Genomic DNA, 25,786 nt, shown 5'->3' with positions numbered 1-25,786 from the left:
CGCGACCATAAGGTCAGCGGAGGGACACCGCGAGCTTTTCGAGTTCCCGCACGTCCGCGTCCATGCCGTCGTCCTCGGGAATCGCCAGCGCGATCGGCCGCCGCAGCGTCACCGCACCCGACCGGCGCGTCTCGAGCCCGGCCCGCAGCCGTTCCGACAGCGGCAACTCCTCCGGGGTCTCCGCGACGTACGGGCTGATCCGCACCAGCCCGTCGCGGCACTCGATCACCCGCCGGTAGTAGCGCCGGTGCACGCCCCGCAACGACACCGCGTCCCGCCGCGACGGCACCCGGTGCAGGGCGTCCTCGGGGAACGACTGGTGCAGCAACGTCCACAGTGGAGCGAGCCGGTGGTAGGCCCTCAAGTGCCGCAACCACAACCGGGTCGCGGCGAAGCGCATCGCCGCGATCGGGTAGATCACGCCGACCACGCAGAACAGCACGCCCGGCAGCAGGAACCACACCGCCGTGGTCAGCAGCCAGCGGGGGAGCGGTTCGCCGAAGTAGCGGGAGACGTTGGACGCCACGAAGATCGCGTCGGCCGGCACCAGCAGCGCGAGGCCCGTCGAGGTGATCAGCAGGCCCCGTCGCAACCGGGGTTCGGCGCCCCGCGCGTACCGGCGGGCCCACACGAACATCGTGGCGAACCCGTAGAGCAGGTAACCGTTGCCCAGCGCGTAGAAGACCGTGATCGCGAGGATTCCGGTCGGGCCGCCGCCGAGCGAGTTCGGCACGCGCGCCGCCGCCACCCTCAGGTCGTCCGGGATCGCGAGCACCGCCCACGTCATGACGGCGATGCACAGCACCAACGGCGCGAGCTGGACCAACGCCTGCCGCTTGGCTCGCGCGTCGTCCAGGGCCGAGAAGATGAAGAAGCAGATCAGGCCGTACACGCCGACCTGGAGCATCGCGTGCTGGATCAGCTGGCACACCATCGGGTCGAGCCCGAGGAACCACCGCCCGTTGGCCGCCGCCCGGCCGAACGGGTAGCCGATCGCCCAGCCCGCCACCAGGCCGGTCACCGACCGCAGGCGCGGGTCGAACGGTCTGCGCACCAGCAGGTACAGCACGACCGCGAGGGCCGAGAACGCGACGATGCCCTGTGTTTCCTTGAGGTACTCCACTTACAACCACCCCAGGCGGTCCGCGAGCGACTTCGACATGCGCCGGGCCGGGCCCTCGGACGCGCGCGGCGCGACCTTGTCCAGCACCGACGCCCACTCCAGGATGATCGTCGCGACCGTCTCGGCCTCGCGTTCGTGCGCCGAGTCGTAGGACGTGCGCCGCAACGCCCGCCGCACCGCGTCCGGTTCGAGGTCGGGGTAGAGGCCCGCGAGCAGGCCGTCGTCCTGCTCGTCGCTCGTGTGCCCGGCCAGCAGGTGGCCGAGTTCGTGCAGGATGATGTGGTTCTGGTGCGCCTTCGACGTCTCCTGCTGGTACAGGATGTAGTCGGCCTTGGCGGTCGCGATCCACACGCCGTACGGGCCGGGCACCGGGATCGGGTGCGCGATCAGCCGGATCGGCTTGCCGCGCTGGTCACCGACCCGGCGGCACAGCTCGTGCACGTCGAGTGGCGGCTGGATGTCCAGCTCGTTCAGCAGGCGGCGGCACCGCTTGCGCAAATCTCGTTCGGCCACGAGTCATCCTTCGCCGCGCTCGGCCTGTTCCTGTCGGTAGACCACGTCGAGCAGCTCCATGACCAGGCGGCGGCGGTCCGGCGACAGCTCCCCCGCACGCATCGCCATGAGCTGCGCTTCGCTGCCCGAGGCGAGTTCGTTCAGGCGCGACTGCTCGTCCTGCAACGACTTCAGCTGCTCGTCGACGCGATCGGTGACCTCGTCGTCGAAGAAGTAGCTCACGGGCACACCGAAGAAGCCTGCCAGTGCCTGCAAGTGCTTGAACGTCGGGTTGTCCTTCTTGCTCTTGCGCAGCTGCCAGATGTAGCTCTGCGAGATGGTCACGCCGGTGTCGGCGATCGCGGCCGCGACCTGTTCGTTGCTGTACTCCTGGCCTGACCTGGCGGTATGTCTCGCGAAGAGGTGGTTGAGCTTGTCCGCCAGGGACCGTTGCCCCGCCATTGCCGCCTCCCCCGTTGCGCGCGGTGAGCGTCTCCACCCATGGAAAGGGCTATCTGGGTGACGAGATTTTCACCAGTTGAAAGCCCTCCAATGGCCAACATAGACTCCCCCCGTGCCTGTCTCAACTGCGGAGGGTGTCCGCGTGGTCCGGGACGGTCACAAAAGTCCACCTGATCGCCACTTCGCGGAGGTTCCGGGACATGGCGCTTGCTGAGCGACAAGGGTCGTTCCACCAGTCGGTGATCGACGTCGTCTACAAGACCATGAACCAGCTCGCGCAGACGGACTCGCCCGACGAGGTCTTCGAACTGCGCGAGCAGCTTCGTGCCGCCCTGCCCTGGTGGCGGGGGCTGCTGCGGATGCACGAGCCGAACGAGCGGCACCGCTGCAAGTCGTGCCACACCTGGTACGGGCGGCACCGCGCGTGGCCCTGCCCGGTCTGGCGGGACGCGGTGCAGGCGTTGCACCAGCTCAACGACATGTACGGGTTCCTCGGGGCCCCGCACCCCACCGACCCGTTGCCCGGCGAACGGGTCGTGGTGAGCGGTTCCGGCCGCCTGGGCGAGCAGAACCGCTCACGCTCGACCTAGCGGCGTGGCTCGGAACGTCGGCGAGGTAATCCACGCTCAGCAGGGCGCCTCGCGGCACCGCCCCCACGCCCCCGTACCACCAGTACGAGGACGTGGGGGCGGCACCACGATGCACCCGTCTGACCGCGAATTCCCCCAGCAACCTTCCGAGCCACGCCGCTAGAACGACACCTTGTCCGTGCTGTCGGCGCGGAGCACCGACTGCTGGCCGAACTGGGACTTGTAGTCGCGCCGGATCTCCTCGATCTCGCGGTTCGCGGCGCGGTCGGACTGCGGGTACAGCAGGATCAGGACGTAGGAGTCCTCCTTGCCGCCCTTCCACTGACCGTGCGCCTGGATCCAGGTGAGCCCGTCGGGGAAGGCCGGCGTCACCTCCGCGTCGAGGAACGACTCGAAATGCGCCGGGGTGATGGGCGTGCCGTTCTGCAGGTTGCCGCCGAAGTACAGCTCGGTGCGCTTGTACTGCTCGCCGGGGGAGGGGGCGGCCGGAGCGGCCGTGCCCGCCGAGGTGAGGCCCAGCAGGAGAGCGCCGGCCAGCAATGCCACGGTTCCGCGTCGTGTCGTCATGAGCACATCCAACCGGCCGGAGCCCGGCCGGTTGGACGTGTTTCGCTCTCTGGGATCCAGTGGCGCGTCTCGGAACGGCGGCGAGGTAATCCACGCTCAGCAGGGCGCCTCGCGGCACCGCCCCACACCCCCGTACAACCAGTACGAGGACGTGGGGGCGGCACCACGACGCACCCGTCTGACCGCGCATTCCCCCGGCACCGTTCCGAGCCACACCACTAGCCGATCTTGAAGCTCTGCGCCGCCGACCCGTTGCAGGTCATCTGCACGAGTTGAACGCCGTCAGCGCTGCCGCCGTTCGCCGCCAGGCACTTGTTCGAGTGCCGTGCCGTCAGCGTCGAGTAGCCGTCGGACCCGGTCGTGACCCGCCACTGCTGGTTGGTCGAGCCGAAGTTGTCCCACAGGTGGATGCCGGTGTTGTCCGCGGTGGACGGGCCGCTCACGTCCAGCACCTTGTTCGGGTCGTTGCGGTACTCGATCCGCGAGAACCCGTCGGTCGTCGCCACGACGCGGAAGTTCTGCGCCGTGGTGCCGTTGCACGCGTACTGCTGGATGACGGTGCCGTTGTTCAGGCCCGCCCCCGCCGCGTCGACGCACTTGCCGTTGCCGCGGTTGGTGATCGTCTTCCACTCGCCCTGCGGCGGCGGGGTGCCGCCACCGCCCAGCCAGAGCAGACTGTCGATGAGGAAGTTGTTCTGGGTGGCGCTCGCGAACGTGGACGACAACGGCCGGTTCGCCGCGTAGTCCATGGCGTTGTGGCCGAAGTTCGCGTAGATCATCTTGTAGTTCTTGTTCGTCCACATGATCGGGTAGTAACCCGAACGCCACTGCTGGTTCGGGTCGGTGCCGAGCGGGAAGCTCACCGGGTCGACGCTCGCCAGGATCTGGATGTTCGAGTTCTGCCGCAGGTCGCGGTCCCAGCTGTACCACTCGCTGACCGCCGAGACGAACCGGTCGGGCAGACGCACGGTGGACGGGTGGGTGCGGGTCTCGACCTTCAGCGTCGCGACGGTCGGGCCCCACGTGTTGCTGACGAAGTTGCCCTTGGCCAGGAACGTGTTGTGGTACCAGGGCCATTCGTTCGCGTTCTGGGTGAACGCGCTGACGTGGAAGCCGAAGAAACCGCCGCCCGCCTCGATGTAGCGCTGGAAGCCGGACCGCGCGGCGGCACCGGTGGGCGCGTCGTCGAGGAAGATCACGACCTGGGCCTGGGCCGGGGTGAGGTTGTTGAGCCGGTTCCAGTCACGGGTCGACTCGTAGGTGAAGCCGTTCTCCTGACCCGCGCGGGTCAGCCACGGGTTGGCCTCGTTCACGAACGCGATGTGCGCCGCGTCCCAGGTGCCGTTGTAGAACGCCAGCACCTTGAAGGGTGCCGCTTGTGCCGTGTTCGATGCCGAGAGGGAAACCGGGACGAGTGTGGCGGCGAGCATTGCCAGCAACGCCAACAGTTTTCTGGCCATTCGGGTACACACCTTCGTGTAGCAGGGGTTGCGCGCCCGAAGATCATCGTAGAGAAGGTCTAGACCTTCTGGGGACCGGTACGTTCACAGAATTCTTTTGCGCCACAACATGAAGCCGCCGAGGACCGCCAGCCCGCCCAGCGCTGCGACCACGGCCGCCATGCCGAACCTGGTGGCGTCGCTCGGTGGTTGTTCGGCGCTCGACGCAACGGGAACGGGCCGGGGCGTGCTCTGCTTCGCCGTGGTGGCGGGTGCGGACGGCTTCGACGGCGGTGCGGACTGCGTGGTCTTCGGCGCGACCCGTGCAGGTGGTGCGGCGGCGGGCACCTGCTGAGCCTGGGCCTGGACCGGCGGCGCGGGTGCGGCGAGCTCGACGTCCGTGCACGAGTAGTAGGTGTCGGGCGTGTCCGTGTTCTGCCAGACCGTGTAGATCAGGTGCCGTCCGGTGAGGTTCTTCGGCAGCTGGACCTTGAACTCGTACGCGCCGTTCACGAGCGGGGGAGAGGGCACGTTCTGGAACAGGTCGAGGTCGGCCCATGTCAGCGATCTGGTCGGCTGGTAGCCCGCGCGGGTGACGTAGAACCGGAACGAGCCTTGGTGCGGAATGGTCGCCCGATAGGTGAAGCCGGTGTCCTTGACCTTCGTCACAGGCCACTCGGCGCTGGGCGCGTCGAGGCCGGTGTACTTCGCGAGCCCCGCGCTGCACAGACGGCCGTCGGGGACCTTCTGCTGGTCCTGGCCGCGCACGTTCGCCAGCCGGATGTTGTCCCACTCCTTGGACGGCAGCCCCGCTGAGATGGCGCTGCGGCAAGGCGGGGATGATGCTGTGGGCTGACCTGGCGAACACAGGAAAGCCCTGCTCGGCGGGTCAGTGGGCGCACCATGGGCGTGCGCGGGAACCACAGAGAGCATCATGAGCAGCGTTAGCACGCCCAAAAGGCGAAACACGGGCACCTCCCCTGTCTTTCTAGGGGTACGCGTGCCAGACCCGAGTCGTTCACGGAAGATGTACTGTCATGTCCTTCGCTGATGAGGTGTCCGCGGCCGCTGCCCGGCTCGGTGGAGTCGCGCGCACCACGCCGCTAGAGGTCAACCAGCGGTTGTCCGAGAAGACCGGCGCCCGCGTGTGGTTCAAGCGCGAGGACCTCCAGGTCGGCCGCTCCTACAAGCTGCGCGGAGCGTTCAACCTGCTCTGCCAGACCGAGTTCGCGTTCGGCGGCGCCGTCTGCGCGTCGGCCGGCAACCACGGCCAGGGCATGGCGTACGCCTGTCGCCGCCTGGGCATCGAGGGCCGCGTGCACGTGCCGCGGACCACCCCCCGCCAGAAGCGCGATCGCATCCACGCCCTGGGCCAGGGCATGGTGCAGCTGATCGTCGACGGCGACACCTACGACGACGCGGCCGCCCTCGCCAAGGAGTACGCGGTGGCGACCGGCGCGACCCTGGTCCCGGCCTTCGACGACCGCCGCACCGTGGCCGGTCAGGGCACCGTGGGCCTGGAGATCGTCCAGCAGCTCGGCGGCGCACCCGACGTGGTCATCGTGCCGATCGGCGGCGGCGGACTGCTGTCCGGCGTCGGCACGTGGTTCCGCGAGCGCTTCCCGAAGACCCGGATCATCGGCGTGGAACCAGCCGGTGCCGCGTCGATGATCGCCGCCATGGAGGCGGGCGAGCCGGTGACGCTGCCGAACGTCGACTCGTTCGTCGACGGCGCGGCCGTGCGCCGGGCCGGGGACGTGACGTTCCCGATGGTCCGCGACTCCGGCGCCGAACTGCTGACCGTGTCCGAGGGCGCGGTGTGCACGGAGATGCTGGAGCTGTACCAGATCGACGGCATCATCGCGGAACCCGCCGGCGCGCTGGCATCGGCCGCGTTGATCGAGGAGATCTCGGTCGCGCCCGACTCGACGGTCGTGTGCCTGCTGTCCGGCGGCAACAACGACGTGTCGCGCTACGCCGAGATCGTCGAGCGCTCGATGATCCACCGCGGCCTCAAGCACTGGTTCCTGGTCGAGTTCCCGCAGGAGCCCGGCGCGCTGCGGCGGTTCCTCGACGACGTCCTCGGCAAGGACGACGACATCGTGCAGTTCGAGTACATGAAGCGCGACAACCGGGAGACCGGCGCCGCGCTCGTCTGCATCGAACTCGGCCGCCGCGAGGACTACGACCAGCTGTGGGGCCGGATGAAGGAGTCCCCGCTCAAGATCCAGCACGTGGAGCCGGGGTCGACCGCGTACCGCTTCCTCATCTAACGGGTGTCGAGGCGGTGCAGCACGTCGCCGGTCGCGATGTCGATGATCTCGACCAGGTGGGGTGAGCGCTGCACCGCCAGCCACGGCAGCTGGTGGTGGCGGGCGACGGGACCGTCGAACTCGATCACCGTGTGCGCGGTGTCCGGCGTCCTGGCCCGGATGACGGGGCCTTCCCCGGTCAGCATCACCGGCCGGTCGCCGATCTCCGTCACGCCCAGCACGTCCTCACCGGGCGGGATCGGGATGACCACGTCGTCACCCTTGGAGCCCCACGCCGTCCACCCCGCCTCGCGCCGCCCGTAGGTCCAGTGCGGTCCGAACAGGACGTGCCCGGCCCCGTCGAGCTGGGTGTGGAAGGGGTAGCTCGTGGGGTGGTGGACCTTCGAGGTCGACGGCCGCAGCAGTGCCCTGCTCGGCCACCAGCGCAGGGTCCACCACGTCGCGCCGCGGCGGAAGTAGACGCCGTAGTCCCACGGCTCGTCCATGTCGAAGTAGAGCGGAGACAGGTCGCTCTCCGTCTCGACGCCGAAGTCGATCGGGACGTGCAGCTTGAGCATGCTCTCGAACTCGTCGCCGGTGACGTGGGCCAGGAGTTCGCCGCCGACCTCGATCAACGTGACCAGCGCGGTCATCACGTGGTTCGCCACGAAGGTGGCGGCCAGCACCGGGCCGGGCAGCCGGAACCGGGCGGTGGGCAGCCCCAGCCGCCACAGCAGCACCTCGTCCGGTCCGTCGCCGCGGGCGAGCAGGAACGGGCCGGGGCTCGGGAAGTTCGGGAACCTCACCGGCGTTCCCCGCACACCGGCGTTCAGCAGCCGCCGGCACTCGTCCTCGGGCGGGGGCTGGAACAGGAATTCGAGCGCACCGGCCGTCACGCGCACGCCGTCCGGGTCTTCCGTCACGGTCGCGATGCGCTCCGGGGGCTGTTCCTCGTCCCGGAGGAACGTCAAGCCGGGGGAGGGGTGCTCGCGGGAGATCAGCCAAGCGTCGTCGGGCCGGTAGCCGGAGTGTCCGGTGACGGAGACCGCGTACAGGCTTCCCGCCCGTTCCAGCGCCACGATCAGGGCCAGCCGCATCAGGTCGACGCGGGCCGACGAGTCCGGCAGGTCGTCGAGGAACACCGAGCGGTTCCTGCGGGGCGTGAGCGGGAGTGCGACGGCGATCTCGTCCACCACCGCGTGAAAGGCCGGTCCCAGGTTCACTCCGGACAGTGCGTGCAGTGCTGACATCGTCCCCCCAGACGGTCGCCTGGGAACGATCGTCTCAGGAAAAGGGCGTGCCGGGCACCCCGTTCGCGGAATGCCCGGCACCTAGAGAGGTACTACGGCCTCGGGGGACAGACCTTCCACGCGAAGTGGTAGGTCGTCTCGATCGACCCGTCCGTCGAGTCCATCGCGATGAAGCTCGTGAGCTTCTTGTCGGAGGTGCCGGCCATGACCCGCAACTCCGTGTTGATGTTGAAGTTCCGCTTCTCGCCGCACGGGTGGTAGACGATGGCGGCCACGTCGGTCGTGTCCGTCGCCTGCCAGTCGTCGCTGAACGGGCCCTTGTAGTTGTGCTGCTTGTACTCGGTCTGCGACATGCCCTGGAAGTAGTAGTTGGCCTTCTCCAGGGCTGTGGCGCCGCGTTCGAGGTGCGCGAAGCCGCGGTAGTCGGTGGACGCGATGCCGTAGGTGAAGCCCGACGGCACGTTGACGCGCAGGTTCAGCTGGCAGTTCTTGCGGAAGTCGGTGGGCAGGGCCTGCGGGCCGACCTGCGCCATGAACTCGCTGTAGGTGACGGTGAACGCCTTGTTGTCCGGGCTGACGGCCACGGCGGCCGTTCCCGCCCGGCAGCCGGAGCCGTTGATCGTCACGACGTCGATGGTGATGTGGTCCGGCGGGGGAGTGTCACCGGGGGCGCCGCCGGGCGGGACGATGATCGTCGACATCGCGAGCGCGGCCGCGGCCAGTGTGGTGAGCATCGGGCACCTTTCCAGTCGGAATGAACGTGCGGCGGCGGTCGGTGCCTGCGATCAGCAGCGCTTCCAGGAGAACTGGTACTTCGTGCTGACACTGCTGTCGGTGGAATCCATCGTCATGAAGCTGTTCGCCTTCGACGCCGTTCCCGCGTTCACGCGCAGTTCGGTGTTGATGTTCAGGTGGCGCACCTCACCGCACGGCGCGTAGATGATTTCCGAGACCTGTGCCCGGTCGGTGGCCTGCCAGTTGTCGCTCTTCGGTCCGTTGAACGTGTGCGAGCGGCTCGCGCCCTGCGACATTCCCTGGAAGTAGTAGTTGCCCTTTTCCGTGCCCGTCGCGCCCTGCTGCAGGTGGGCGAATCCGCGGTAGTCGGCCTGGGCGATGCCGAACGTGAAGCCCTGCGGATAGGACACTCTGATGTTGAGCTGGCAGTTCTTGCGGAAGTCGGTGGGGCCGGAGCCCTGACCGGCTTGGGCCAGGTACTGGCTGTACGTGACCGTGAACGCCGTGCGGTCGTCCGCCGCCGCGACGGCCGCGGTGCCTGCGGGGCAACCGGATCCGTTGACGGTGACGACGTCGATCGTCACGAAATCGGGGACGTCGGGTGCTGCGTGTGCGGCCGGCGCGGTGAAGACCGCGGACAGCGCGAGGGCAGCAGCCGCCACCTTTTTCAGCATGGCCAGCCTTTCTGGTTGCTTTCGTTTGTGGCGGCGGAATTACGACGATATCGGAAACCCTGCGTGGTGACGGGCCGCCGATTGGGTGACGGAAATAGTCGGTGGCGTTCTGGGGAATGCACGACCAATTGCACGGCCGAAATCTTCGGTCGTGCGCGAACTATGCTCACCCACCGTGCAGAGAATTGACCTGACGATTACCTGACGATCGCCGCGGGCTGGTCCGATCGAGTGAGCGAGGATGACAGGTAACAAGGTTTACAGTAAGACGAAGTATGTCCGCCGCCCTGGACAAAAGGGACCGCATGAAGACGACAGGGCGCACTCTCACCCTCTCCGCCACCTTGCTCGCAGGCATTCTGGCGCCGACCGCGGCGTCGGAGGCGCAGGCGGGCTGGGCACACCAACGCAAGATCACCATCGACACGACGGCCCAAGGTGCACACGTTTCCGGCGATGTGAAGGGCTTTCCGCTGCCGGTGAGGCTGGACGCGACGAACTTCGACTTCGCCCAGGCGAAGCCGGGCGGCGCCGACCTCCGGTTCGACGACGCGGCGGGCAGGCCGTTGTCGTACGAGATCGAGAAGTGGGACGCCGCCGCGAAGCAGGCCGCGATCTGGGTCCGCGCGGACGTGCGGGGCAACGCGACCCAGACCGTCACGCTGAAGTGGGGCAATCCCGAGGCGTCATCGGAAAGCGACGGCGCCAAGGTGTTCCCGAGGGCCGACGGCTGGATCACCGCCCACCACCTCGACGAGAAGGGTGCCGCGAACGGCTACCGCGACTCGGCGGCAACCTCGACGGCAAGGGCGTCAACATCACCGGCGACGCGACCGGCGCCGGCGTCGTCGGCAACGCGCTGAACCTCAACCGGGCGAAGAGCGAGTACGTCCTGCTGCCCGCCAGCGAGACCAGCGGGCTGTTCAACCCCTTGCCGTCGAAGGGAACGTTCTCGATCTGGTCGAACGCGAAGGCCCACCCGGCCGCGTACATCGCGATGTTCGCCAAGGGGGAGACGGGCTTCCGCATCCACTACTTCGGCGAGGGCGACCAGACCGAGCCGTGCATCGACGTCGCCAACTACGACTGGTGCCCGCTGCCGTCCGGTGCCTACACCAGGGTCAAGAACAACACCTGGTACCACTTCGTCTTCGTCCTCGACAAGCCGAACGCCTACTACTACATCAACGGCAAGCTCGAAGTGGGCAAGACCGACACCAACGCGTGGAAGACCACCGGCACCGAACCGGTGACCATCGGCAACAACGAGAAGACGGCCGGCGGCAACAGCCGCAAGCGGTCGTTCGACGGCCTGCTGGACGAGGCGCGGGTGCTCTCGGTGCCGAAGGACAAGAACTGGGCGAAGCTCGACTTCGAGTCACAACGGCCCGGGTCGAAGCTCGTCCGGCACGCGAAGTGAGCTGTGCCGCCCTGGGAAGAAGCGTCTGGAACCGGGTGTTGATACTGGTGACACACGTCCAACCCCGATGAGGAGTGCGCCTGATGGCTCCCGACCAGCTGACCGTCTACTCGACCTCGTGGTGCGGCTACTGCCGGATCCTGAAGAGCTCGCTCGACCGCGAAGGCATCGAGTACGTCGAGATCAACATCGAGGAGACGCCGGGCGCGGCCGACTTCGTGATGGAGGTGAACGGCGGCAACCGCACGGTGCCGACCGTCCACTTCCCGAACGGCCAGGCGCTGACGAACCCGTCGCTGGCCCAGGTCAAGGCACAGCTCGCGGCCTGAACGGCTACTCGTAGAGGAACGCCGTCGTCGACTGGCCGTCGAGCATCTCGCGGATGATGTCCGCGTGGCCCGCGTGCTGCGCGGTCTCCCGGATCAGGTGCAGCGCGATCCGCCGGACCGACATGGGTTGCGGGTTCTGGTCCCAGGGCGCGGAAGGCAGCGGGACGAGTTTGTCGAGCGAGGCGGTGCGCAGGGCCTCATCGGTCGCGCGCACCGCCTCGTCGTACGACGTGAGCAGGTCCTCGAAGTCCGTGCCCGTCCAGGTGTACTGGTCGAAGTCCAGCATCCCGGGCGGCGGGAGGGGCTGCTCGGTCAGGATGTGTGTCCAGCCGCGCTCACACTGGGCGAGGTGCTTGAGCAACCCACCCAGCGTGAGCTCGCTGACGGTCGTGCGCTTCTTGGCGTCCGCCTCCGACAAGCCGTTCATCGTGACGCGGAACGTCCTGCGCTGATCGTTCAGCTCGTGCAGCAGATCGGTGAGCTCCATGGTCATGCAGTGAAGCTATGACCGAACTAGGACCACTCAAGTCCTAGTCAGGAGGACCACTAGCAGTACAGGTTGCCGCCAGGGGTCACGCCGAGGATGCCGGTGAACTGCTGGTACTTCGACACGCGGCTCTGGACCTGCGCCGGGTTGCGGCCGTCGCACTCCAGGGAACCGTTGATGCTGCGGATCGTCTGACCGAAGCCGGCGCTGTTGACCATCGCGTTGTGCGCGGTCATGGAGCCGGGGCCGGTCTGCGTCATCCAGTACCAGATCGCCGTGCGCCACGCGGTGGTGGAGTTCTGCGCCACCTGGTACGGGTTCTGCAGCAGGTTCAGGCCGAGGTAGTCGCCCGCGGCCTTGTAGTTGAAGTTCCACGACAGCTGGATCGGACCGCGGCCGTAGTAGGCGTAGGTACCGGCCGGGCAGCCGTAGGGCTGGCTCTCGTCGCAGAGGTCGTTGTTCTTGTTGATCTCTTCGATGTAGACGAGGCCACCGGTCTCGTGCGAGGCGTTCGCGAGGAACGCCGCGAACTCCTGCTTCTTCACGGTGTCACTGCCGACCGTGCCGAACGCGGGAATCGTCTTCGTCGCGTCGATGAAGCCCTGGTACGTGTAGAAGCTGTTGCGGCCCGGGAACATCTGGTTGAACTGGGCCTCGGAGACGATGTTGCCACCGCCGCCTCCGCCGCCGCCACCGCAGTTGTGCGGCTCCCAGAACCACGTCGAGACCGTCGGGTCGTAGCCGGGGTTGTCGTGCTCGGCGATGTAGTAGGAACCGTTGTACCGCACGATGTTGCCGGTGTAGTACTGACGGCCCGCCACCCAGTCGCTGGCGCTGGTGCAGGTACCGCCGCCGCCACCTCCACCACCGCCGTCACAGCTCGTCGGCTCCCAGTACCAGGTGGAAACCGTCGGGCTGTAGCCCGGGTTGTCGTGCTCCGCGACGTAGTAATTGCCTTCGAATCTCACGATCGAGCCGGTCGTGTACCACGCGCCCTGCACCCAGTCGGTGAACGTGCAGGCCTGCGCGGAGACTTCCGCCTGTGAGGATGCGGTCGGAGCGATGACGGCCACGGTCGCCGCCATCACACCTGCCGCGATAGACGCCAAGATGCGTTTTTTCAGCAAGGTCACCCACTCCTGGAGTCTGCGCGCCCTAGGAATCAAGGATGTGAACAGTGCTGAGATTGGCACCGGTGGTCCAGACCAGTCAAGGGTCTAGACCTTTTTCATCACTAACAGTAGAGAGGCTCCCCCAGGCGGTGCCGAACGACCTGGGGGAGCGCTCTCATTTCCTAGCAGTAGAGGTTCGACCCCTGGGCGACGCCGATGATGCCGGTGAACTGGCGGTACTTCGACACGCGGGACTCCACCGCGCCCGGGTTGCGGCCGCCGCACTCCAGCGAACCGTTGATGCTGCGGATCGTCTGGCCGAAGCCGCGCGAGCCGGTCATCGCGGCGTGCGGGGTCATGGTGCCAGGACCGTTCTGCGTCATCCAGTACCAAATGGCGGTCTTCCACGCCGTGGTGGCGTTGGTGGCCACCTGGTCCGGCCGCTGCAACAGGTCGGAGATGCCGAGGTAGTCGCCCGCGGCCTTGTAGTTGTAGTTCCACGACAGCTGGATCGGGCCGCGGCCGTAGTACTGCCGGGTGCCCGCGGGGCAGCCGTAGGGCTTCGACTCGTCGCAGTAGTCGCCGCTCTGGTTGATCTCGCGGATGTAGTACAGGCCGCCGGTCTCGTGCGAGACGTTGGCGAGGAACGCCGCGAGCTCCTGCTTCTTGATCGTGTCGCTGCCCTCGTTGGCGAACCGGCCCGACCAGTTGATCGCGTTGCGCAGACCCGCGAGCGTGTAGAAGCTGTTGCGCGACGGGAACATCTGGTTGAACTGGGCGTCGCTGATGATGTAGGGCGCCGCCGTCGCCGGCTGAACGAGCGTGAAGACGCCGATCAGCGCGACGAGCAGGGCGGCGGCGCGGGTCCTGAGCATGGGGGACCAACTCCTCGGAGTGTCAGGGCGGCCACTGCGTGTTACCGCTCTCACGGTGGCAGGCCTGACAGTCCGAGCACAAGAGGTGGTCTATACCTTTTAGATACGTGAACCGGTTCGTCAGGAACCGGAACCGTACGGGCGGGTGATGATCTCCAGGGCGTGGCCGTCCGGGTCGTTCCAGTAGACGCCGCGGCCACCGTCGTTGCGGTTGATCTGGCCGGGCTGGGAGTGGAACGGGTCGGCCCAGAAGTCGAGGCCGCGTTCCTGGATGCGGCCGAAGATCTCGTCGAACTCCTCCTCGGTCACGAGGAACGCGTAGTGCTGCCCGGTGATCGGGCCGGACGCGGTCATGTAGTCGAGAGACACGCCGTTCGCGACCTCGACGACGAGGAACGGGCCGAAGCGCACGGCGTCCGGCAGGCCGAGGAGTTCGGTCAGGAAGTGGGCGGAGACGTTCTGGTCGGAGCAGTGGACGATGGTGTGGTTGAGCTGTACGGGCATGACACCTGTCTAGTGCAGGTGTCATGCCCGCGCAGCACCATTAACCCCGGATGGAGAACACCGGCCAGGTCCCGGTGTGGTTGGTCTTGCGGGTCTCGTAGTCGATCGTGTTGGCCACGAGGTCGCTCGGCCGGTTCTCCACGAAGTTCGCGTAGAACGTCGTGTCGGCGCCGGCCGCATACGGAACGGTCAGATCGTGTTTCGCCACAACGGATCCGCCCGGCGTCCACGACTTCACCAGCAACCGCTTGCGGTCCTTGCTCGCATAGGAGAAGTCGACGCTGTTGCCCGTCGCGACGAGGTCCTTGAACAACGACGTGGAGCTGTCCACCGTCGTCGAGGTCCAGGCGCCGGAGGCGAACCGGGCGAGCACGATCCGGTTGGTGGTGCTGGTGTGCACGCCGTAGCCCAGCACGAGCGAGCCGTCGTTCAACGGCACCGTCACGGGGTTCTCCTCCGGCAACGCCTTGTCGGCGGGCAGGTCCGTCGGACTCGTGGTCACCACCCGGGTCTTGTCGGTGTCACCCGAGTCGATCACCGTGCCGAGTGACGCGCCGCCGACCGTGAACAGGTTCCCGGACGCCGTGTCGAAGTAGGCGACGTAGATGTTCTTGCCGCCTCCGTTGTGGCCCTTGGGTCCGCCGTGCAGCGACCAGGTCAGGTAGATGCGGCCGTTGCGTTGCGTCACGCCGAACGCGTACACCTCGGAGTACTTGTCGGCGGTGCGGCCGGAATCGATGATCGTGCGCGGCGCGGACCACGTGGCACCGTTGTCCGTCGACTTGATCACCTTGAACGTGCGGTACGGGTACGAGAGATCAGTGTTGTGGCTGTAGAAGAGGTGGATCGTGTTGCCCGTGACGATCGGCTCGGGGTAGGTGTTCTTGTCGGTGCTGATCGTCCGCGCGGACCACGTGCCGGTGATCGAGCGCGGGGTCGGCGCGGTGTAGAGCTGCATCGACGCCGTGTGCGTGGCGCGGAAGATCGCGAGCCGGCCGTCGCCGAGCTGCGTCAGCACCGGGTAGTCGTGGTAGGCGTTGTCGTGCGTGAGGTTCAGTGTGGCGACCTTGACCGCCGCCGACCACGAGTTCGCGCCGTGGTCGAACGCCTTGACGTAGATGTCGTGCCGGGTCCCCGAGTACGTCACGAACGTCTTGTTGACCGTCGCGTCGTACACACCCGCGCCGTTGGTGCGCAGGCACCCGTAGACGCTCGCCGTGGTGACCGTGTCGAGAGCGGGCGCGGCCTGCGCCGGCTGACAAAATGCGACAAGAATCAGCAACACCGCTAAGAAAACGCGCATCGCCGACCTCCGATGGGTGTCGGGGCGGCGACGATCAGACAATACTGCCTTCCATGCGGACACTGGTTGTAGTCGGACTGTTACTGGCCTTAACAGTTCCTGCCCAGACAGCACAGGCGCAGGAAGATCCCTCGTCCCTCGTGAACCCCTTCGTGGGGACGCAGAACTTCGGCAACACGTTCCCCGGCGCCTCGGTGCCGTTCGGAATGGTGCAGGTCAGCCCCGACACGGGAGGACAGGGCGGGTACGACTACAAGGCGAACTCGATCTACGGATTCTCGCAGACGCACCTGTCGGGCGTCGGCTGCGGCGTGATGGGCGAGCTGCCCGTGATGCCCACGGTCGGGTCCGTCGACAACGTTGACATCAACGCCTACAAGTCCGAGTTCAGCCATTCGGACGAGGCCGCCCAGCCCGGGTACTACAGAGTCGGGCTGTCGAAGTACGGGGTGAACGCCGAGCTCACGGCCACGCAGCGGACCGGGTGGCAGCGCTACACGTTCCCTTCGAGCGGCGCGGCGAACGTCCTGTTCAACACCGGACGGTCGAACCAGACGGTGCTGGACTCGGAGATCCACGTCGTCGGTGACCGCACGATCGAGGGCCGGGTGCGCAACGGCCGGTTCTGCGCGGGCAAGGACGAGCACACCGTCTACTTCACCGCGACGTTCGACCGGCCGTTCGCCTCCTTCGGTGCGTGGCGAGGGAGCGTTCCGACGGCGGGGGTCCGGGACGCGGCCGGCACGGGTGGGAACGGCGCGTGGGTCACGTTCGACGCGACCGCCGACCGTGACGTCGTGCTGAAGCTCGGCCTGTCGTACACCGGCATCGAGGGCGCGCGGAAGAACCTCGCGGCGGAGGCTCCCGCCTTCGACTTCGACGCCACCGTCAGCGCTGCCAAGGACGTGTGGAAGAAGCAGCTCGACGCCGTGAGAGTCACGGGCGGGACGAGGGACCGGCAGGTCGCGTTCTACACCGCGCTCTACCACTCGGTGCTGCACCCCAACCTCGCCGGGGACGTCGACGGCAAGTACATGGGCTTCGACGGCCAGGTGCGCACGGCCTCGGGTTACACGCCGTACCAGAACTTCTCGTTGTGGGACACGTACCGGCCGCAGAACCAGCTGTTGCAGATCCTCGAACCCAAGGTGGCCCGGGACGTCGCACTGTCCGTTGTGGCCAGTGGGCGGGACGGGGGATGGTTGCCGCGCTGGGCGTTGGCGTCGTCCGAGACCAACATCATGACGGGTGACCCGGTCACGCCGTTCCTCGTGGAGGCCTGGTCGAAGGGGCTGCTGAAGGGGTACGAGGAAGAGACGTACCAACTTCTGCGCACCAACGCGACGTCGTTGCCACCGGCCGAATCGCCGTACAACGGACGGTCGGGTGTCACCTACTACCAGGACCGCGGCTACATCCCGTCCGGTCTCGAACTAGGCAAGGACTGCGCGCACAAGGGCGGCGACAACGACTGCGTGCACCCGGCGTCCGCGACCCTGGAGTACTCGGCGGCCGACGCGTCACTCGCCCTGATGGCCAAGGGACTCGGCAAGCGTTCGGACGCGAGGATGTTCGCTGATCGCGGCCAGTGGTACCGCAACCTGTGGGATTCCTCGATCGGCCAGTTCCGGCCGCGCACCGCCGCGGGCACCTGGCTCTCGCCGTACAACCCGGTCGACGCCGCGCACCAGTTCCACGAGGGCGGCGCCTACCAGTACCAGTGGCTCGTGCCGCAGGACCCGGACGGCCTGGTGTCGTTGATGGGTGGCCGCAAGGAGACGGAGAAGCGGCTCGACTCGTTCTTCGTCTACGACAAGCTGCTGATGGACCCGGCCGGTACCGCGAAGCGCGACTGGATCACCGAGCCGTACGACTACTACGGCAAGCCGACCTACAACCCGAACAACGAACCGGACCTGCTCGCGCCGTACATGTACCTGTGGGCGGGCACGCCGTCGAAGACCGCGACGGTCGTGCGGGCGGCGATGACGTTGTTCACCACCGGTCCGGACGGCATGACCGGCAACGACGACCTGGGCACGATGTCGGCCTGGTACGTCTTCTCGTCGCTGGGGCTCTACCCGACGTTCAACGGCGCGGACTTCCTCGCCCTGTCGTCGCCGCAGTTCGAGACCGCGACCGTCCGAATCGGACAGTACGGCACGCAGGGCGGTGTCCTGAACGTCTCGGCGCGTGGCGTTTCGGACACCAACCGGTACATCAAGAACGTGTCGTTCGGCGGCCGGGACGTCCGCAAGACCTGGCTGTCGTGGACCTCGTTGCAGCGCGGTGGAAACCTCACCCACGAGGTGGGCTCGAAGCCGTCGTCGTGGGGCACCGGACGGTCCGACGCCCCGCCGTCGCTCAACGACGGCAACCCGGACTCGCGCCGGGCGTTGTCGGCCTCGTTGCGCAGCACCGAGATCGTGCTGCCGACCTCGGAGACCGCGCAGTCGCTGACCGTGCAGCTCGACGTGCTGGCGCAGTCGCCGGCCGCCACCTCGGTGCGGCCGGAGGTGACCGCACCGGCGGGCTGGAAGGTGAGCGGTGCCAAGCCGTTCGTGATCGTGTCGAGGCACCAGCCGACGCAGAAGACGGTGCCGCTGACGTTCACCGTGCCCGCCGGGGTGGCTCCCGGCAGCTACGACGTCTCGGTGAAGGTCGGGGAGACGACGCTGAAGGCCGTCGTCGAGGTCAAACCGGCGGCCCTGTGCGCGTTCTCGACGTGTTCGGTGGACGTGACGCCGGAGCTCAACCACGACGGCACGGCCACGGTCGCGGACTCGGCGGCGGGCAACTTCGACGGCGGCGGCTGGAGCTACGACGCCGCGCTGCTGCCGCCCGCCGGACCCGTGACGTGGGGCGGCATCACCTACCAGGCACCGGATCCGACGGGCACGGCGCCGAACTTCGTGGAGGCACGCGGCCAGGGCATGTTGCTGCCCACCGGCCAGTTCTCGTGGCTGCACGTCGTGGGCTCGTCGCACAACGGACCGGTGTCCGCCGCGTTCACCGTCTGGTACACCGACGGCACCTCGGCCGAGGTGGCCGCCACCGTGCCCGACTGGGCGGGCGGCGGCCCGACGGTGCTCGAGATGCCGCACCGCATCAAGGCAGGGCAGGGCGTTGACGGGCCGCCGGTCCGGCTGTTCGGTCAGTCGCTGCGGCTGGACCCCGCGAAGACGGTCCGCTCGGTGACGCTGCCGAACGATCCGCGGGTGGAGCTGTACGCGTTGACGCTCGCCTGATCCGCGCTGGCCGGGGTGCCCGCAGGAACCGTTCCGCGGGCACCTCGACCACCCGGTACAGCAACCAGGCGGCCACCATCGACACCGCGAACATGCCGAACGCCGCGGCCAGCGGGAACGCGTGCACGTCGAGGAACTTCTCGGCGACCCGGATGACGATCTGGTGGACCATGTAGAACGCGAACGACACCGTGCCGAGCCACACCATCGCCCTGGACCGCCACGGCGACCACTTGCCGCTCAGGTCGGCGACGGCGGCCGCCGGGATCAGCAGGGCCAGCGGGATGACCGTGCCCGCGACGTATAGGAACGACGCCGGCAGGTACCACGACCCGACGTAGGCGACGGCGAACAGCGCGGTCGCGGGCCACAACCCGAGCCCGATCCACCTGCCCTGCTGCACGACCCGCGCCATCGCGATGCCGAGCAGGAACTCCAACGCGCGCACGGGCGGGAACACGAATACGAACCAGTATTCGAGCGGGCCTGGCATTGACAGCGCGATCAACGGAACTGTCAAAATCGCGAGCACCGTTCCACTTGCAATCAGCCACGGTGTGCGCATCTGCCACTTGATCAGCAGCGGAAAAGCGAGGTAGAACGCCATCTCGCACGAGAGCGACCACGCCGGGGTGTTCAGGCTGAAGTAGACGGACTCGTCCGGAAACCACGCCTGGATCAGCGAGAAGTTCGCGATCGCGGTGCCCGGAGTGACTGCGTCCACCAATAGAACCAGTAGCCAGGTGGCGACGTGGTTGGGGTAGATCTTCGCAGCTCGGCGGCGCCACGAGGTGCGTGCGGTGGTGTCCGGCTTCGCGGACCACGTGAGCACGAAACCGGACAAAATGAAGAAAAAACTCACCCCGGTGGCGCCTTGACGGAACGGTATGTCCAGATACGGCCAGAGTCCGGCCGAGTTGATGTGGAATCCGAACACGATGAACGCCGCGATGAATCTCATGCCGGTCAGCGAAGGCAAACGCCCCAGCTTCGCTTCCGTCCCCTGATTCTGCACGACGGTGGATTCGCGTGGTTCATGTCCATTGTTACAGAATTCGTTATGGACATGGAATATGATGTTTTGCATGGAACGCCTGAAGAGTGGTGTGCGGTCGCGGGTCTGGGCGGACGGCGATCGGATCGTCAAGCAGGTGGTGGGGGACCTGGTGGCGTTCGAACGGGAGATCACCGCGCTGCGGCTCGCCCAGCACACCGGAGTGGTGCCGCGGATCATCGAGGTCGACCACGAACAGCGGACCGTGGTGCTCGAACGGCTGCGCTCGGACCCGTTCGGCGAGGACTGGGTGATCGCCTACGCCCGCGGCCTGGCCAAGCTGCACCAGGCCACCGGACCGGAGCACGCCGGACTGCTGCCGCGCCAGCCCGTGCCGGACCCCGAGCCGTTCCTGCGGTTCGTGCACGCGCTGGGCGTCGAGATCGGTGGCGCGGAGCAGGAACTCGTGTTCGAGGACACCGGGAAGTTCGACCTCGTGCACGGCGATCCCTGCCCCGGCAACGACATGTACTCACCCGACGGCGCGAAGTTCGTCGACTTCGAGGGCGCGGCGCTCGGCGACGGCCTGGCCGAGGTCGTCTACCTCCGCATCGGGTTCCCGACCTGCGCGACCGTCTCCGAGACGCCCCGCGCGCTGCGGGAGGCGGCGGAAGCGGCGTACTTCGAGGAACGCGGGTTCACCGCGCCGCTCGAGGACGCCTGCGTGCGGTGGTTCGTGAACGGCGACGCGCTGGTGCAGCGGGCCGAACGGGACGGCACCGACCACCTCGCGCGGGCAGTCGAGGCTGACTGGTTCTGGTACAGCACGACGGCGCGCGGCCGGTTGATGTTCCGCGCGGCGATCGTGGCGACGTTCACCGAGACCCATCCCGAGACGAGCGCGCTGGCCCGGCGGTTGCTCGACCGGATGAACCAGGTGTGGGAGCCGCAGCCGATCGACACCCGCCGCACGCACATCTCATGACCAGGCGGCGAGCTTCAGTTCCGAGGTGAACGACCGGCCCACGCCCGACACGGGGTCCACAAAGGACAACGTGCGGGCCAGCAGCTGCAACGGCGACGAGAAGTCGTCGAGCGGACGCTCCTGCAACACGGGGTAGAAGTCGTCGTTGACGATCGGCACGCCGAGGCCGGACATGTGCAGCCGCAACTGGTGCGTGCGTCCGGTCACCGGCTTCAGGTGGTAGCGGCCGAGTCCGTCGCGATGCTCCACAAGGGACACGTGGGTCTCTGCGTTGGGTTCGCCGTCGACCTCGAACGCGGTGATGATGCCGCGTTCCTTGATGATCCGCGACCGCACGACCCTGGGCAGTTCCAGCTCCGGGTCGTACGGCGCGATCGCCTCGTACTCCTTGGACACCAGGCGATCCCGGAACATCGTCTGGTACTTGCCGCGCAGCTCGCGGCGCACGACGAACAGCACCAGTCCGGCCGTGACGCGGTCCAGCCGGTGCGCGGGCGAGAGGTCCGGCAGCCCGAGCGAGTCGCGCAGCTTCACCAGCGCGGTCTGCATGATGTGCTGGCCACGCGGGATCGTCGCGAGGAAGTGCGGCTTGTCGGCGACCACGATGTCGTCGTCCTGGTAGACCACCCCGACCTCGAACGGCACGGGCACCTCGACCGGCAGGTCGCGGTGGAACCAGATGTAGGAGTCCGGCACGAACGGCGTGTCGAGGCCCAGCGGCCCGGAGACGCCCCAGATCCGCTCCTCCGCCAGCATCTCGTCGATGCGGTCGGCGGCGACGCGCGGCAGGCGTTCCACGAGGTGGTCGCGCAACGACAGCCACGGGCCCTCGGAGGGCAGCTTCAGCCGTGCCGCGTCCAGGCCCGCGCGCTGGGGGAGAGGGGAGGAGGGTTTGCGTCTCATCGCACCAGTCAGTCTAAAGGTTCGGGAAAACCGAACGATATCGCTCGGAAACGTTCGCTGTACTGAACGGAGCGCGGACCTGAGACTGAGCGCATGTCGGTCTTCCTCGTCCTCGGCTCGGTCATCTCACTGCAGTTCGGCGCGGCGTTCGCGAACCAGCTCTTCGGCCAGATCGGCGCGCCCGGCGCCACGGCGTTGAGGCTCGGCATCGCGGCGCTGATGCTCGCGGTGGTCGTGCGGCCGAAGTTCCGCCAGGAGACCCTCGTGCTCGGCATGACCGTGGCCGGCATGAACGGCACGTTCTACCTCGCGCTCGACCGGATCCCGCTCGGCGTCGCGGTGACGATCGAGTTCCTCGGGCCGCTCGGGCTCGCGGCGGTGCTCAGCAGGCGGGCCCGCGACTTCGTGTGGGTCGGGTTGGCGCTCGCGGGCGTCGTCGTCCTGGGCGTGCGGGAGTACACGGGCGCGAAGCTCGATCTGATCGGTGTGGCGCTGGCGTTGATCGCGGCTGTGTTCTGGGCCTGTTACGTGCTGGCCGGGCGCAAGCTCGCGACGGCCGGTCTCGGCACCGGTGGGTTGGCGGGGGCGAGCCTGATCGCGGCGGCGCTGACGTTGCCGTACGGGTTGTCGACGGCCGGGGCCGCGTTGTTCGAGCCCAAGATGCTGTTGCTCGGCACGCTGGTGGCGCTGCTGGCGTCCGCGATCCCGTACACGCTGGAGATCCGCGCGCTGAAGACGTTGCAGGCCAGCACGTTCGGCGTGGTGCTGGCCCTGGAACCGGCCGCGGCGGCGCTCGCCGGGGCGTTGCTGCTCGGCCAGCACCTGAGCGTGATCTCGTTGTGCGGCATGGCGCTCGTGATCACGGCCGGGGTCGGAGCGGCGCTACGGAATGTGCCAAAGTCTCGCGAAACGCCCGCACAGCGGGATGCTGACCTCGTCCTGCCCGTGCCGCAGTGAACAGCAGCCGGGACTGCGGCACCGGCAGCTCGTGCAGGTCGACGGTGATCTCGCGGTCGTACCAGACCAGGTCGGGCAGCAGCGCGACCGCGAGACCCCGCTCCACGAACCGCAGCTTCACCAGCACGTCGGTCGAGGAGAACCGCACGTCCGGCTCGAACCCGTTGTGGCGGCACCAGTTCACGTTGAAGATCCGCTGCGGGAAGCCCTCGGTCTCCATGATCCACGGGTGGGAGCCGATCTCCTCGACCGGCAGTCCGCGCGGGACGGCCAACCGGATCGGGTCCCGGGTCAGTTCCCGGTACTCGAGGCCGGGCAGGCGCGCCTCCGGCTGGTCCGGCCACTCCTCCACGAAGACGAGGTCGAAGTCCCTGGCGTGCAACGCGGAGAGCGCTTCCGCGGGGTCGAGCACCTGGAACTCGATCCGAAGTGACGGATGCTCATCTCTCATGCGTGCCAACGTCGCCGGGATCAACGCGAGCGCCGCGGTCTGGAACGTCGCCACGCGCAGCGTGCCGGTGATCTCGTGCAGCGACGCGGCGACCTCCGACTCGGCCTGGTCCAGCCGGGCGAGCACCTCTTCGGTGTGCCGCACCAGAATTTCGGCCTGCGGGGTGAGCTTGACCCGCCGGCCGACCGGTTCCAGCAACGGCACCCCGACCTCGGTCTCCAGCAGGGAGAGCTGCTGCGAGACCGACGACGGGCTGTAGTTCAACGCCTGCGCGACCGCGGCGAGCGTCCCCCTTTGGGAAAGTTCGCGCAGAAGTCGCAGACGGTGGAGGTCGAACATTCGATCAGTATCCGCTAGTCTCCGGCTACCGCCCCCTGAGAGAACGTGCTGCCCTCAGCACGTTTTGAGGAGGTATCGGTATGTCCAAACGACTCCGCATCGCCGCGGGGATCGCTCTGGCGACCGGTCTGCTCGTGTCGGTCTCTCCGGCACAGGCTCAGGTCGAGACGGGTCCGTGGACCAGCTACTCGCCGTCGTTCACCGTTCAGGAACGCGGCTGTGGCAACGTCAACAACCTGACGTTCCAGCTCACCTGCTCCACCGCGAGCGGTGACCAGCGTGCCGAGCGGCGTTACGCCACTTACACCGGCGGCACGCGCCAGTTCGAGGGGAGCTTCCGGATCACGAGTCTCGGCGGCACCCGCATCAGTCTCAAGCAGACGTTCCGGGAAGCTCCCAGCGCGGGACCGTTCTGGATGCTCGCCGTGGAACGCGGCGGCCGGCTCTACGCCGTGCACGGGGGCGCCACCATCGCCACCGGCGCGACCGTGGGGGCGACTGTTCGCGTGAACACCGTGCACAACACGGCCACGGAACACCGCACGTACATCAACGGCTCGCGTGCGCACACCTACGCGAGTTCGGGTTCGAGCTTCTACGACAAGTTCGGCGCCTACCGGACGTCCAGCGGCCAGGGACCTGCCACGGTCGTCTGGAGCAACGTCCGCTTCTGGCGCAAGTGATCAAGCGCTTCGGTTTGGTGCTCCTGCTGTTCTTGGCTGCCTGCGGCCAAGAACAGCAGGACCCCGTGCTGACGTCCGAGCTGACCTCGCCCGTGGACGTGACGCTGCACTGGCGTCCAGAGGCGGGGGCGGCCGGACAGGTCGTCGAGTACGCGAACGCGGCGGACGGCGAGTACACGATCCTGGAGTTCAGTCCCTCGTCCCGCGACACCTACAAACACCCTGACCTGATCCCGGAAACCCAGTTCTACTACCGGGTCCGGCCGTTCACGGGGCCTCCGTCGGCCACTGTGGACGTCACGTTGCCTCCGGGTGACGAGGTGCCGGAGATCGAGGGGCCGGACTGGACGGCTGCCGTCAAGGGCGGCGGGGGCACGCACGCCGTGTCGTCGCCCGAGTCGGCCGCGGCCGGACTGAGGGCGGAGGTCAAGCACGCCAACGGGATCCTCTTCACGTGGGAGGACCGGGCGGCGGACGAGGACGGCTACCTGATCGAGGTCAAACCGGCCGGCGCGGCGGACTACCGCGTCGCCGTGCAACTCGACCCGGACACCACCTCGTACGGGGTGATCACACTTCCAGACGAGAAAACCGCGACCTATCGGGTGCGGGCGTTTCGGTTCGGGGCTCCGTCGAACCTGACTCATCAGACGACGGGGAAGGTCTGAGCGCCTGTTTGGCACTCCACGCGCTCGCGGCGAGAAGTAACGCCGCGAGCGCGTAGGGCCAGGTCGCGCGTTCGGTGAGCGCCAGCAGGACGTTCGTCGCGGACAGGAGTCCGAACACGCTGCTGATGAGCCACCAGGTCAGTTGGGTGTCGTGCAGGCGGGCCGTCATGGCGGCCCGGTTACCCGTTCTCGACCGCCTTCACACCTTCTTCTTCCTCTTTTTCTTCTTTTTTCTCGCCGCGGCGGCGCATGAACCCGAAACCGGGGATGCCGAGGATCGCCTGGCGCATGTCGCTGGTGACCTCGAGCAGCTGGTGGACCTCGGGGCCGACCTTGTCGAGGGTGGCGAGGATCGGGAGGATGTCGCTGGTCAGGTGCTCGGTGAGGACCGGCAGCTCGTCCACGAGCTTGATCGCGGCCTCGACCTCGTGCGGGGAGAGCTCGTCGACGAACCGCTGCGCGAGCGGCTGGGCCTTCTTCGCGAGCGGCTCGTAGATGCCGATCAGCTCGTTGGCCGTGTGGGCGGTCTGGTCCGCCGTGACGACGACCTGCGCGGCCCGTTCGGAGACGTCGGCGGCGCTCGCGGTGATCGCGCGGACCTCGTCCACGGCCTTCTCGGCGTCGGCGACCACGTTGGCCGTGCGGTCGACCAGTGCGTCCGCCTTCACGACGATGCCGTCGACGGCGTCGATGGTGCTGCTGACCTTGCGCACGAGCTGTTCGACCTCGCCGATCAGGTCGAGCACGCGGCTCGGGACGGCCGCCACGGCCGCTGTCGTGTCGAGCGCGGTGTTGAGCGCCTGCTTGGCAAGTCCCATGCCGGGGATTTCCATGCGTCCACTCTGCCTTACGCGTTGGTCGGTTTGGGGGAACGCCATTCGGTTTTCAAAACTGTCAGACCTTCTGATTACCGTTTCTGATGTCTGCCAAGCGGCTGACGGGCC

General features: G+C 67.5%; 27 protein-coding genes and 1 pseudogene. 10 read left to right on the top strand and 18 right to left on the bottom strand.

Annotated features, from left to right (window positions below):
- Positions 1-13: 13 nt before the first annotated feature.
- The 3 genes from JNUCC0626_RS19370 to JNUCC0626_RS19360 are packed head-to-tail and all read right to left on the bottom strand — an operon-like array spanning position 14 to position 2,077.
- Positions 14-1,123 carry an MAB_1171c family putative transporter gene (locus JNUCC0626_RS19370; RefSeq protein WP_394621167.1) on the bottom strand — a complete coding sequence of 370 codons (1,110 nt, stop codon included), beginning with the start codon at positions 1,121-1,123 and terminating at the stop codon, positions 14-16.
- Positions 1,124-1,636 (bottom strand): hypothetical protein, encoded by a 513-nt coding sequence (locus tag JNUCC0626_RS19365; RefSeq protein ID WP_394621166.1) that lies wholly within the window; start codon positions 1,634-1,636, stop codon positions 1,124-1,126.
- 3 nt (positions 1,637-1,639) lie between these two features.
- Positions 1,640-2,077 (bottom strand): XRE family transcriptional regulator, encoded by a 438-nt coding sequence (locus JNUCC0626_RS19360; protein WP_394621165.1) that lies wholly within the window; start codon positions 2,075-2,077, stop codon positions 1,640-1,642.
- Between the two features lie 200 nt (positions 2,078-2,277).
- Between JNUCC0626_RS19360 and JNUCC0626_RS19355 the strand changes: the two genes are divergently transcribed.
- Complete coding sequence (locus JNUCC0626_RS19355) at positions 2,278-2,667, top strand: hypothetical protein (protein ID WP_394621164.1); 390 nt, start codon at positions 2,278-2,280, stop codon at positions 2,665-2,667.
- Positions 2,668-2,826: 159 nt separating this feature from the next.
- Here the strand turns inward: JNUCC0626_RS19355 and JNUCC0626_RS19350 are convergent, their stop codons facing one another.
- The 3 genes from JNUCC0626_RS19350 to JNUCC0626_RS19340 all read right to left on the bottom strand — a co-directional run bounded on the left by JNUCC0626_RS19350 (position 2,827) and on the right by JNUCC0626_RS19340 (position 5,606).
- Positions 2,827-3,234, bottom strand: coding sequence for a DUF3574 domain-containing protein (locus tag JNUCC0626_RS19350; protein WP_394621163.1), 408 nt, complete (start codon positions 3,232-3,234; stop codon positions 2,827-2,829).
- Positions 3,235-3,452: 218 nt separating this feature from the next.
- Positions 3,453-4,694: an RICIN domain-containing protein gene (locus JNUCC0626_RS19345; RefSeq protein WP_394621162.1), complete on the bottom strand. Its 1,242-nt coding sequence runs from the start codon at positions 4,692-4,694 to the stop codon at positions 3,453-3,455.
- An 84-nt stretch (positions 4,695-4,778) separates the two neighbouring features.
- Positions 4,779-5,606, bottom strand: a complete 828-nt coding sequence (locus JNUCC0626_RS19340; RefSeq protein WP_394622064.1) for a lytic polysaccharide monooxygenase — start codon at positions 5,604-5,606, stop codon at positions 4,779-4,781.
- A gap of 104 nt (positions 5,607-5,710) precedes the next feature.
- Here JNUCC0626_RS19340 and ilvA point away from each other — a divergent pair, with 104 nt between their 5' ends.
- A complete protein-coding gene (gene ilvA / locus JNUCC0626_RS19335) occupies positions 5,711-6,946 on the top strand; it encodes a threonine ammonia-lyase IlvA (protein WP_394621161.1) in 1,236 nt (411 codons plus the stop codon).
- Here ilvA and JNUCC0626_RS19330 read toward each other — a convergent pair.
- The 3 genes from JNUCC0626_RS19330 to JNUCC0626_RS19320 all read right to left on the bottom strand — a co-directional run bounded on the left by JNUCC0626_RS19330 (position 6,943) and on the right by JNUCC0626_RS19320 (position 9,584).
- A complete protein-coding gene (locus JNUCC0626_RS19330; RefSeq protein ID WP_394621160.1) occupies positions 6,943-8,175 on the bottom strand; it encodes a hypothetical protein in 1,233 nt (410 codons plus the stop codon). The genes ilvA and JNUCC0626_RS19330 overlap by 4 nt on opposite strands.
- Positions 8,176-8,267: 92 nt before the next feature.
- Positions 8,268-8,909, bottom strand: a complete 642-nt coding sequence (locus tag JNUCC0626_RS19325; protein ID WP_394621159.1) for a DUF4360 domain-containing protein — start codon at positions 8,907-8,909, stop codon at positions 8,268-8,270.
- A gap of 51 nt (positions 8,910-8,960) precedes the next feature.
- Positions 8,961-9,584, bottom strand: coding sequence for a DUF4360 domain-containing protein (locus JNUCC0626_RS19320; protein ID WP_394621158.1), 624 nt, complete (start codon positions 9,582-9,584; stop codon positions 8,961-8,963).
- A gap of 305 nt (positions 9,585-9,889) precedes the next feature.
- Here JNUCC0626_RS19320 and JNUCC0626_RS19315 point away from each other — a divergent pair, with 305 nt between their 5' ends.
- From JNUCC0626_RS19315 to JNUCC0626_RS19305, 3 genes are all read left to right on the top strand, one after another.
- Positions 9,890-10,447 carry a DUF2341 domain-containing protein gene (locus JNUCC0626_RS19315; protein WP_394621157.1) on the top strand — a complete coding sequence of 186 codons (558 nt, stop codon included), beginning with the start codon at positions 9,890-9,892 and terminating at the stop codon, positions 10,445-10,447.
- 68 nt (positions 10,448-10,515) lie between these two features.
- On the top strand, positions 10,516-11,004 hold the full coding sequence (locus JNUCC0626_RS19310; RefSeq protein WP_394621156.1) for a LamG domain-containing protein: 489 nt from the start codon (positions 10,516-10,518) through the stop codon (positions 11,002-11,004).
- Positions 11,005-11,087: 83 nt separating this feature from the next.
- Positions 11,088-11,333 carry a mycoredoxin gene (locus JNUCC0626_RS19305; protein WP_394621155.1) on the top strand — a complete coding sequence of 82 codons (246 nt, stop codon included), beginning with the start codon at positions 11,088-11,090 and terminating at the stop codon, positions 11,331-11,333.
- 4 nt (positions 11,334-11,337) lie between these two features.
- On the opposite strand, the gene JNUCC0626_RS19300 is transcribed toward JNUCC0626_RS19305, so the two are convergent.
- From JNUCC0626_RS19300 to JNUCC0626_RS19280, 5 genes are all read right to left on the bottom strand, one after another.
- The gene (locus JNUCC0626_RS19300) at positions 11,338-11,826 is read right to left on the bottom strand and encodes a DinB family protein (RefSeq protein WP_394621154.1); all 489 of its coding nucleotides are present in this window, start codon (positions 11,824-11,826) and stop codon (positions 11,338-11,340) included.
- A gap of 53 nt (positions 11,827-11,879) precedes the next feature.
- Complete coding sequence (locus JNUCC0626_RS19295; RefSeq protein WP_394621153.1) at positions 11,880-12,905, bottom strand: glycoside hydrolase family 19 protein; 1,026 nt, start codon at positions 12,903-12,905, stop codon at positions 11,880-11,882.
- A 209-nt stretch (positions 12,906-13,114) separates the two neighbouring features.
- The gene (locus JNUCC0626_RS19290) at positions 13,115-13,807 is read right to left on the bottom strand and encodes a chitinase (protein WP_394621152.1); all 693 of its coding nucleotides are present in this window, start codon (positions 13,805-13,807) and stop codon (positions 13,115-13,117) included.
- Positions 13,808-13,927: 120 nt separating this feature from the next.
- Entirely contained in the window at positions 13,928-14,311 is a 384-nt protein-coding gene (locus JNUCC0626_RS19285) for a VOC family protein (protein ID WP_394621151.1), read from the bottom strand.
- A 40-nt stretch (positions 14,312-14,351) separates the two neighbouring features.
- Positions 14,352-15,614 (bottom strand): BNR-4 repeat-containing protein, encoded by a 1,263-nt coding sequence (locus tag JNUCC0626_RS19280; RefSeq protein ID WP_394621150.1) that lies wholly within the window; start codon positions 15,612-15,614, stop codon positions 14,352-14,354.
- A gap of 41 nt (positions 15,615-15,655) precedes the next feature.
- Here JNUCC0626_RS19280 and JNUCC0626_RS19275 point away from each other — a divergent pair, with 41 nt between their 5' ends.
- Positions 15,656-18,862 carry a GH92 family glycosyl hydrolase gene (locus JNUCC0626_RS19275; RefSeq protein WP_394622063.1) on the top strand — a complete coding sequence of 1,069 codons (3,207 nt, stop codon included), beginning with the start codon at positions 15,656-15,658 and terminating at the stop codon, positions 18,860-18,862.
- 64 nt (positions 18,863-18,926) lie between these two features.
- Here JNUCC0626_RS19275 and JNUCC0626_RS19270 read toward each other — a convergent pair.
- Positions 18,927-19,823: pseudogene (locus JNUCC0626_RS19270) on the bottom strand (acyltransferase family protein); the annotation flags it as partial.
- 124 nt (positions 19,824-19,947) lie between these two features.
- On the opposite strand from JNUCC0626_RS19270, the gene JNUCC0626_RS19265 reads away from it, so the two are divergent.
- Positions 19,948-20,841 (top strand): phosphotransferase, encoded by an 894-nt coding sequence (locus tag JNUCC0626_RS19265; protein ID WP_394621149.1) that lies wholly within the window; start codon positions 19,948-19,950, stop codon positions 20,839-20,841.
- Here JNUCC0626_RS19265 and JNUCC0626_RS19260 read toward each other — a convergent pair.
- Entirely contained in the window at positions 20,836-21,744 is a 909-nt protein-coding gene (locus tag JNUCC0626_RS19260; RefSeq protein ID WP_394621148.1) for an RluA family pseudouridine synthase, read from the bottom strand. The genes JNUCC0626_RS19265 and JNUCC0626_RS19260 overlap by 6 nt on opposite strands.
- A gap of 93 nt (positions 21,745-21,837) precedes the next feature.
- Between JNUCC0626_RS19260 and JNUCC0626_RS19255 the strand changes: the two genes are divergently transcribed.
- Positions 21,838-22,701 carry an EamA family transporter gene (locus JNUCC0626_RS19255; RefSeq protein WP_394621147.1) on the top strand — a complete coding sequence of 288 codons (864 nt, stop codon included), beginning with the start codon at positions 21,838-21,840 and terminating at the stop codon, positions 22,699-22,701.
- Here JNUCC0626_RS19255 and JNUCC0626_RS19250 read toward each other — a convergent pair.
- Positions 22,604-23,491 (bottom strand): LysR family transcriptional regulator, encoded by an 888-nt coding sequence (locus JNUCC0626_RS19250; RefSeq protein ID WP_394621146.1) that lies wholly within the window; start codon positions 23,489-23,491, stop codon positions 22,604-22,606. The two genes, JNUCC0626_RS19255 and JNUCC0626_RS19250, sit on opposite strands and share 98 nt — an antisense overlap.
- Positions 23,492-23,571: 80 nt before the next feature.
- On the opposite strand from JNUCC0626_RS19250, the gene JNUCC0626_RS19245 reads away from it, so the two are divergent.
- Positions 23,572-24,174 carry a hypothetical protein gene (locus JNUCC0626_RS19245; protein WP_394621145.1) on the top strand — a complete coding sequence of 201 codons (603 nt, stop codon included), beginning with the start codon at positions 23,572-23,574 and terminating at the stop codon, positions 24,172-24,174.
- Positions 24,171-24,842, top strand: a complete 672-nt coding sequence (locus tag JNUCC0626_RS19240; protein WP_394621144.1) for a fibronectin type III domain-containing protein — start codon at positions 24,171-24,173, stop codon at positions 24,840-24,842. Before JNUCC0626_RS19245 ends, JNUCC0626_RS19240 begins: the two co-directional genes overlap by 4 nt.
- Before the next feature lie 179 nt (positions 24,843-25,021).
- Here JNUCC0626_RS19240 and JNUCC0626_RS19235 read toward each other — a convergent pair whose 3' ends face one another.
- The gene (locus tag JNUCC0626_RS19235; protein WP_394621143.1) at positions 25,022-25,675 is read right to left on the bottom strand and encodes a hypothetical protein; all 654 of its coding nucleotides are present in this window, start codon (positions 25,673-25,675) and stop codon (positions 25,022-25,024) included.
- Positions 25,676-25,786: the final 111 nt, after the last annotated feature.

Source organism: Lentzea sp. JNUCC 0626, assembly GCF_043632865.1.
GTDB lineage: Bacteria > Actinomycetota > Actinomycetes > Mycobacteriales > Pseudonocardiaceae > Lentzea.
The sequence above is the reverse complement of the archived record's forward strand: the minus strand, read 5'-3'. Positions and strand labels throughout refer to the sequence as shown.

Bases quoted from the DNA above. Each gene is read 5' to 3' on its own strand.
- JNUCC0626_RS19360 (WP_394621165.1), bottom strand. From the start codon at position 2,077: ATGGCGGGGCAACGGTCCCTGGCGGACAAGCTCAACCACCTCTTCGCG.
- JNUCC0626_RS19355 (WP_394621164.1), top strand. From the start codon at position 2,278: ATGGCGCTTGCTGAGCGACAAGGGTCGTTCCACCAGTCGGTGATCGAC.
- JNUCC0626_RS19350 (WP_394621163.1), bottom strand. From the start codon at position 3,234: ATGACGACACGACGCGGAACCGTGGCATTGCTGGCCGGCGCTCTCCTG.
- JNUCC0626_RS19345 (WP_394621162.1), bottom strand. From the start codon at position 4,694: ATGGCCAGAAAACTGTTGGCGTTGCTGGCAATGCTCGCCGCCACACTC.
- JNUCC0626_RS19340 (WP_394622064.1), bottom strand. From the start codon at position 5,606: ATGCTCTCTGTGGTTCCCGCGCACGCCCATGGTGCGCCCACTGACCCG.
- ilvA (WP_394621161.1), top strand. From the start codon at position 5,711: ATGTCCTTCGCTGATGAGGTGTCCGCGGCCGCTGCCCGGCTCGGTGGA.
- JNUCC0626_RS19330 (WP_394621160.1), bottom strand. From the start codon at position 8,175: ATGTCAGCACTGCACGCACTGTCCGGAGTGAACCTGGGACCGGCCTTT.
- JNUCC0626_RS19325 (WP_394621159.1), bottom strand. From the start codon at position 8,909: ATGCTCACCACACTGGCCGCGGCCGCGCTCGCGATGTCGACGATCATC.
- JNUCC0626_RS19320 (WP_394621158.1), bottom strand. From the start codon at position 9,584: ATGCTGAAAAAGGTGGCGGCTGCTGCCCTCGCGCTGTCCGCGGTCTTC.
- JNUCC0626_RS19315 (WP_394621157.1), top strand. From the start codon at position 9,890: ATGAAGACGACAGGGCGCACTCTCACCCTCTCCGCCACCTTGCTCGCA.
- JNUCC0626_RS19305 (WP_394621155.1), top strand. From the start codon at position 11,088: ATGGCTCCCGACCAGCTGACCGTCTACTCGACCTCGTGGTGCGGCTAC.
- JNUCC0626_RS19300 (WP_394621154.1), bottom strand. From the start codon at position 11,826: ATGACCATGGAGCTCACCGATCTGCTGCACGAGCTGAACGATCAGCGC.
- JNUCC0626_RS19295 (WP_394621153.1), bottom strand. From the start codon at position 12,905: ATGGCGGCGACCGTGGCCGTCATCGCTCCGACCGCATCCTCACAGGCG.
- JNUCC0626_RS19290 (WP_394621152.1), bottom strand. From the start codon at position 13,807: ATGCTCAGGACCCGCGCCGCCGCCCTGCTCGTCGCGCTGATCGGCGTC.
- JNUCC0626_RS19285 (WP_394621151.1), bottom strand. From the start codon at position 14,311: ATGCCCGTACAGCTCAACCACACCATCGTCCACTGCTCCGACCAGAAC.
- JNUCC0626_RS19280 (WP_394621150.1), bottom strand. From the start codon at position 15,614: ATGCGCGTTTTCTTAGCGGTGTTGCTGATTCTTGTCGCATTTTGTCAG.
- JNUCC0626_RS19265 (WP_394621149.1), top strand. From the start codon at position 19,948: ATGGAACGCCTGAAGAGTGGTGTGCGGTCGCGGGTCTGGGCGGACGGC.
- JNUCC0626_RS19260 (WP_394621148.1), bottom strand. From the start codon at position 21,744: ATGAGACGCAAACCCTCCTCCCCTCTCCCCCAGCGCGCGGGCCTGGAC.
- JNUCC0626_RS19255 (WP_394621147.1), top strand. From the start codon at position 21,838: ATGTCGGTCTTCCTCGTCCTCGGCTCGGTCATCTCACTGCAGTTCGGC.
- JNUCC0626_RS19250 (WP_394621146.1), bottom strand. From the start codon at position 23,491: ATGTTCGACCTCCACCGTCTGCGACTTCTGCGCGAACTTTCCCAAAGG.
- JNUCC0626_RS19245 (WP_394621145.1), top strand. From the start codon at position 23,572: ATGTCCAAACGACTCCGCATCGCCGCGGGGATCGCTCTGGCGACCGGT.
- JNUCC0626_RS19235 (WP_394621143.1), bottom strand. From the start codon at position 25,675: ATGGAAATCCCCGGCATGGGACTTGCCAAGCAGGCGCTCAACACCGCG.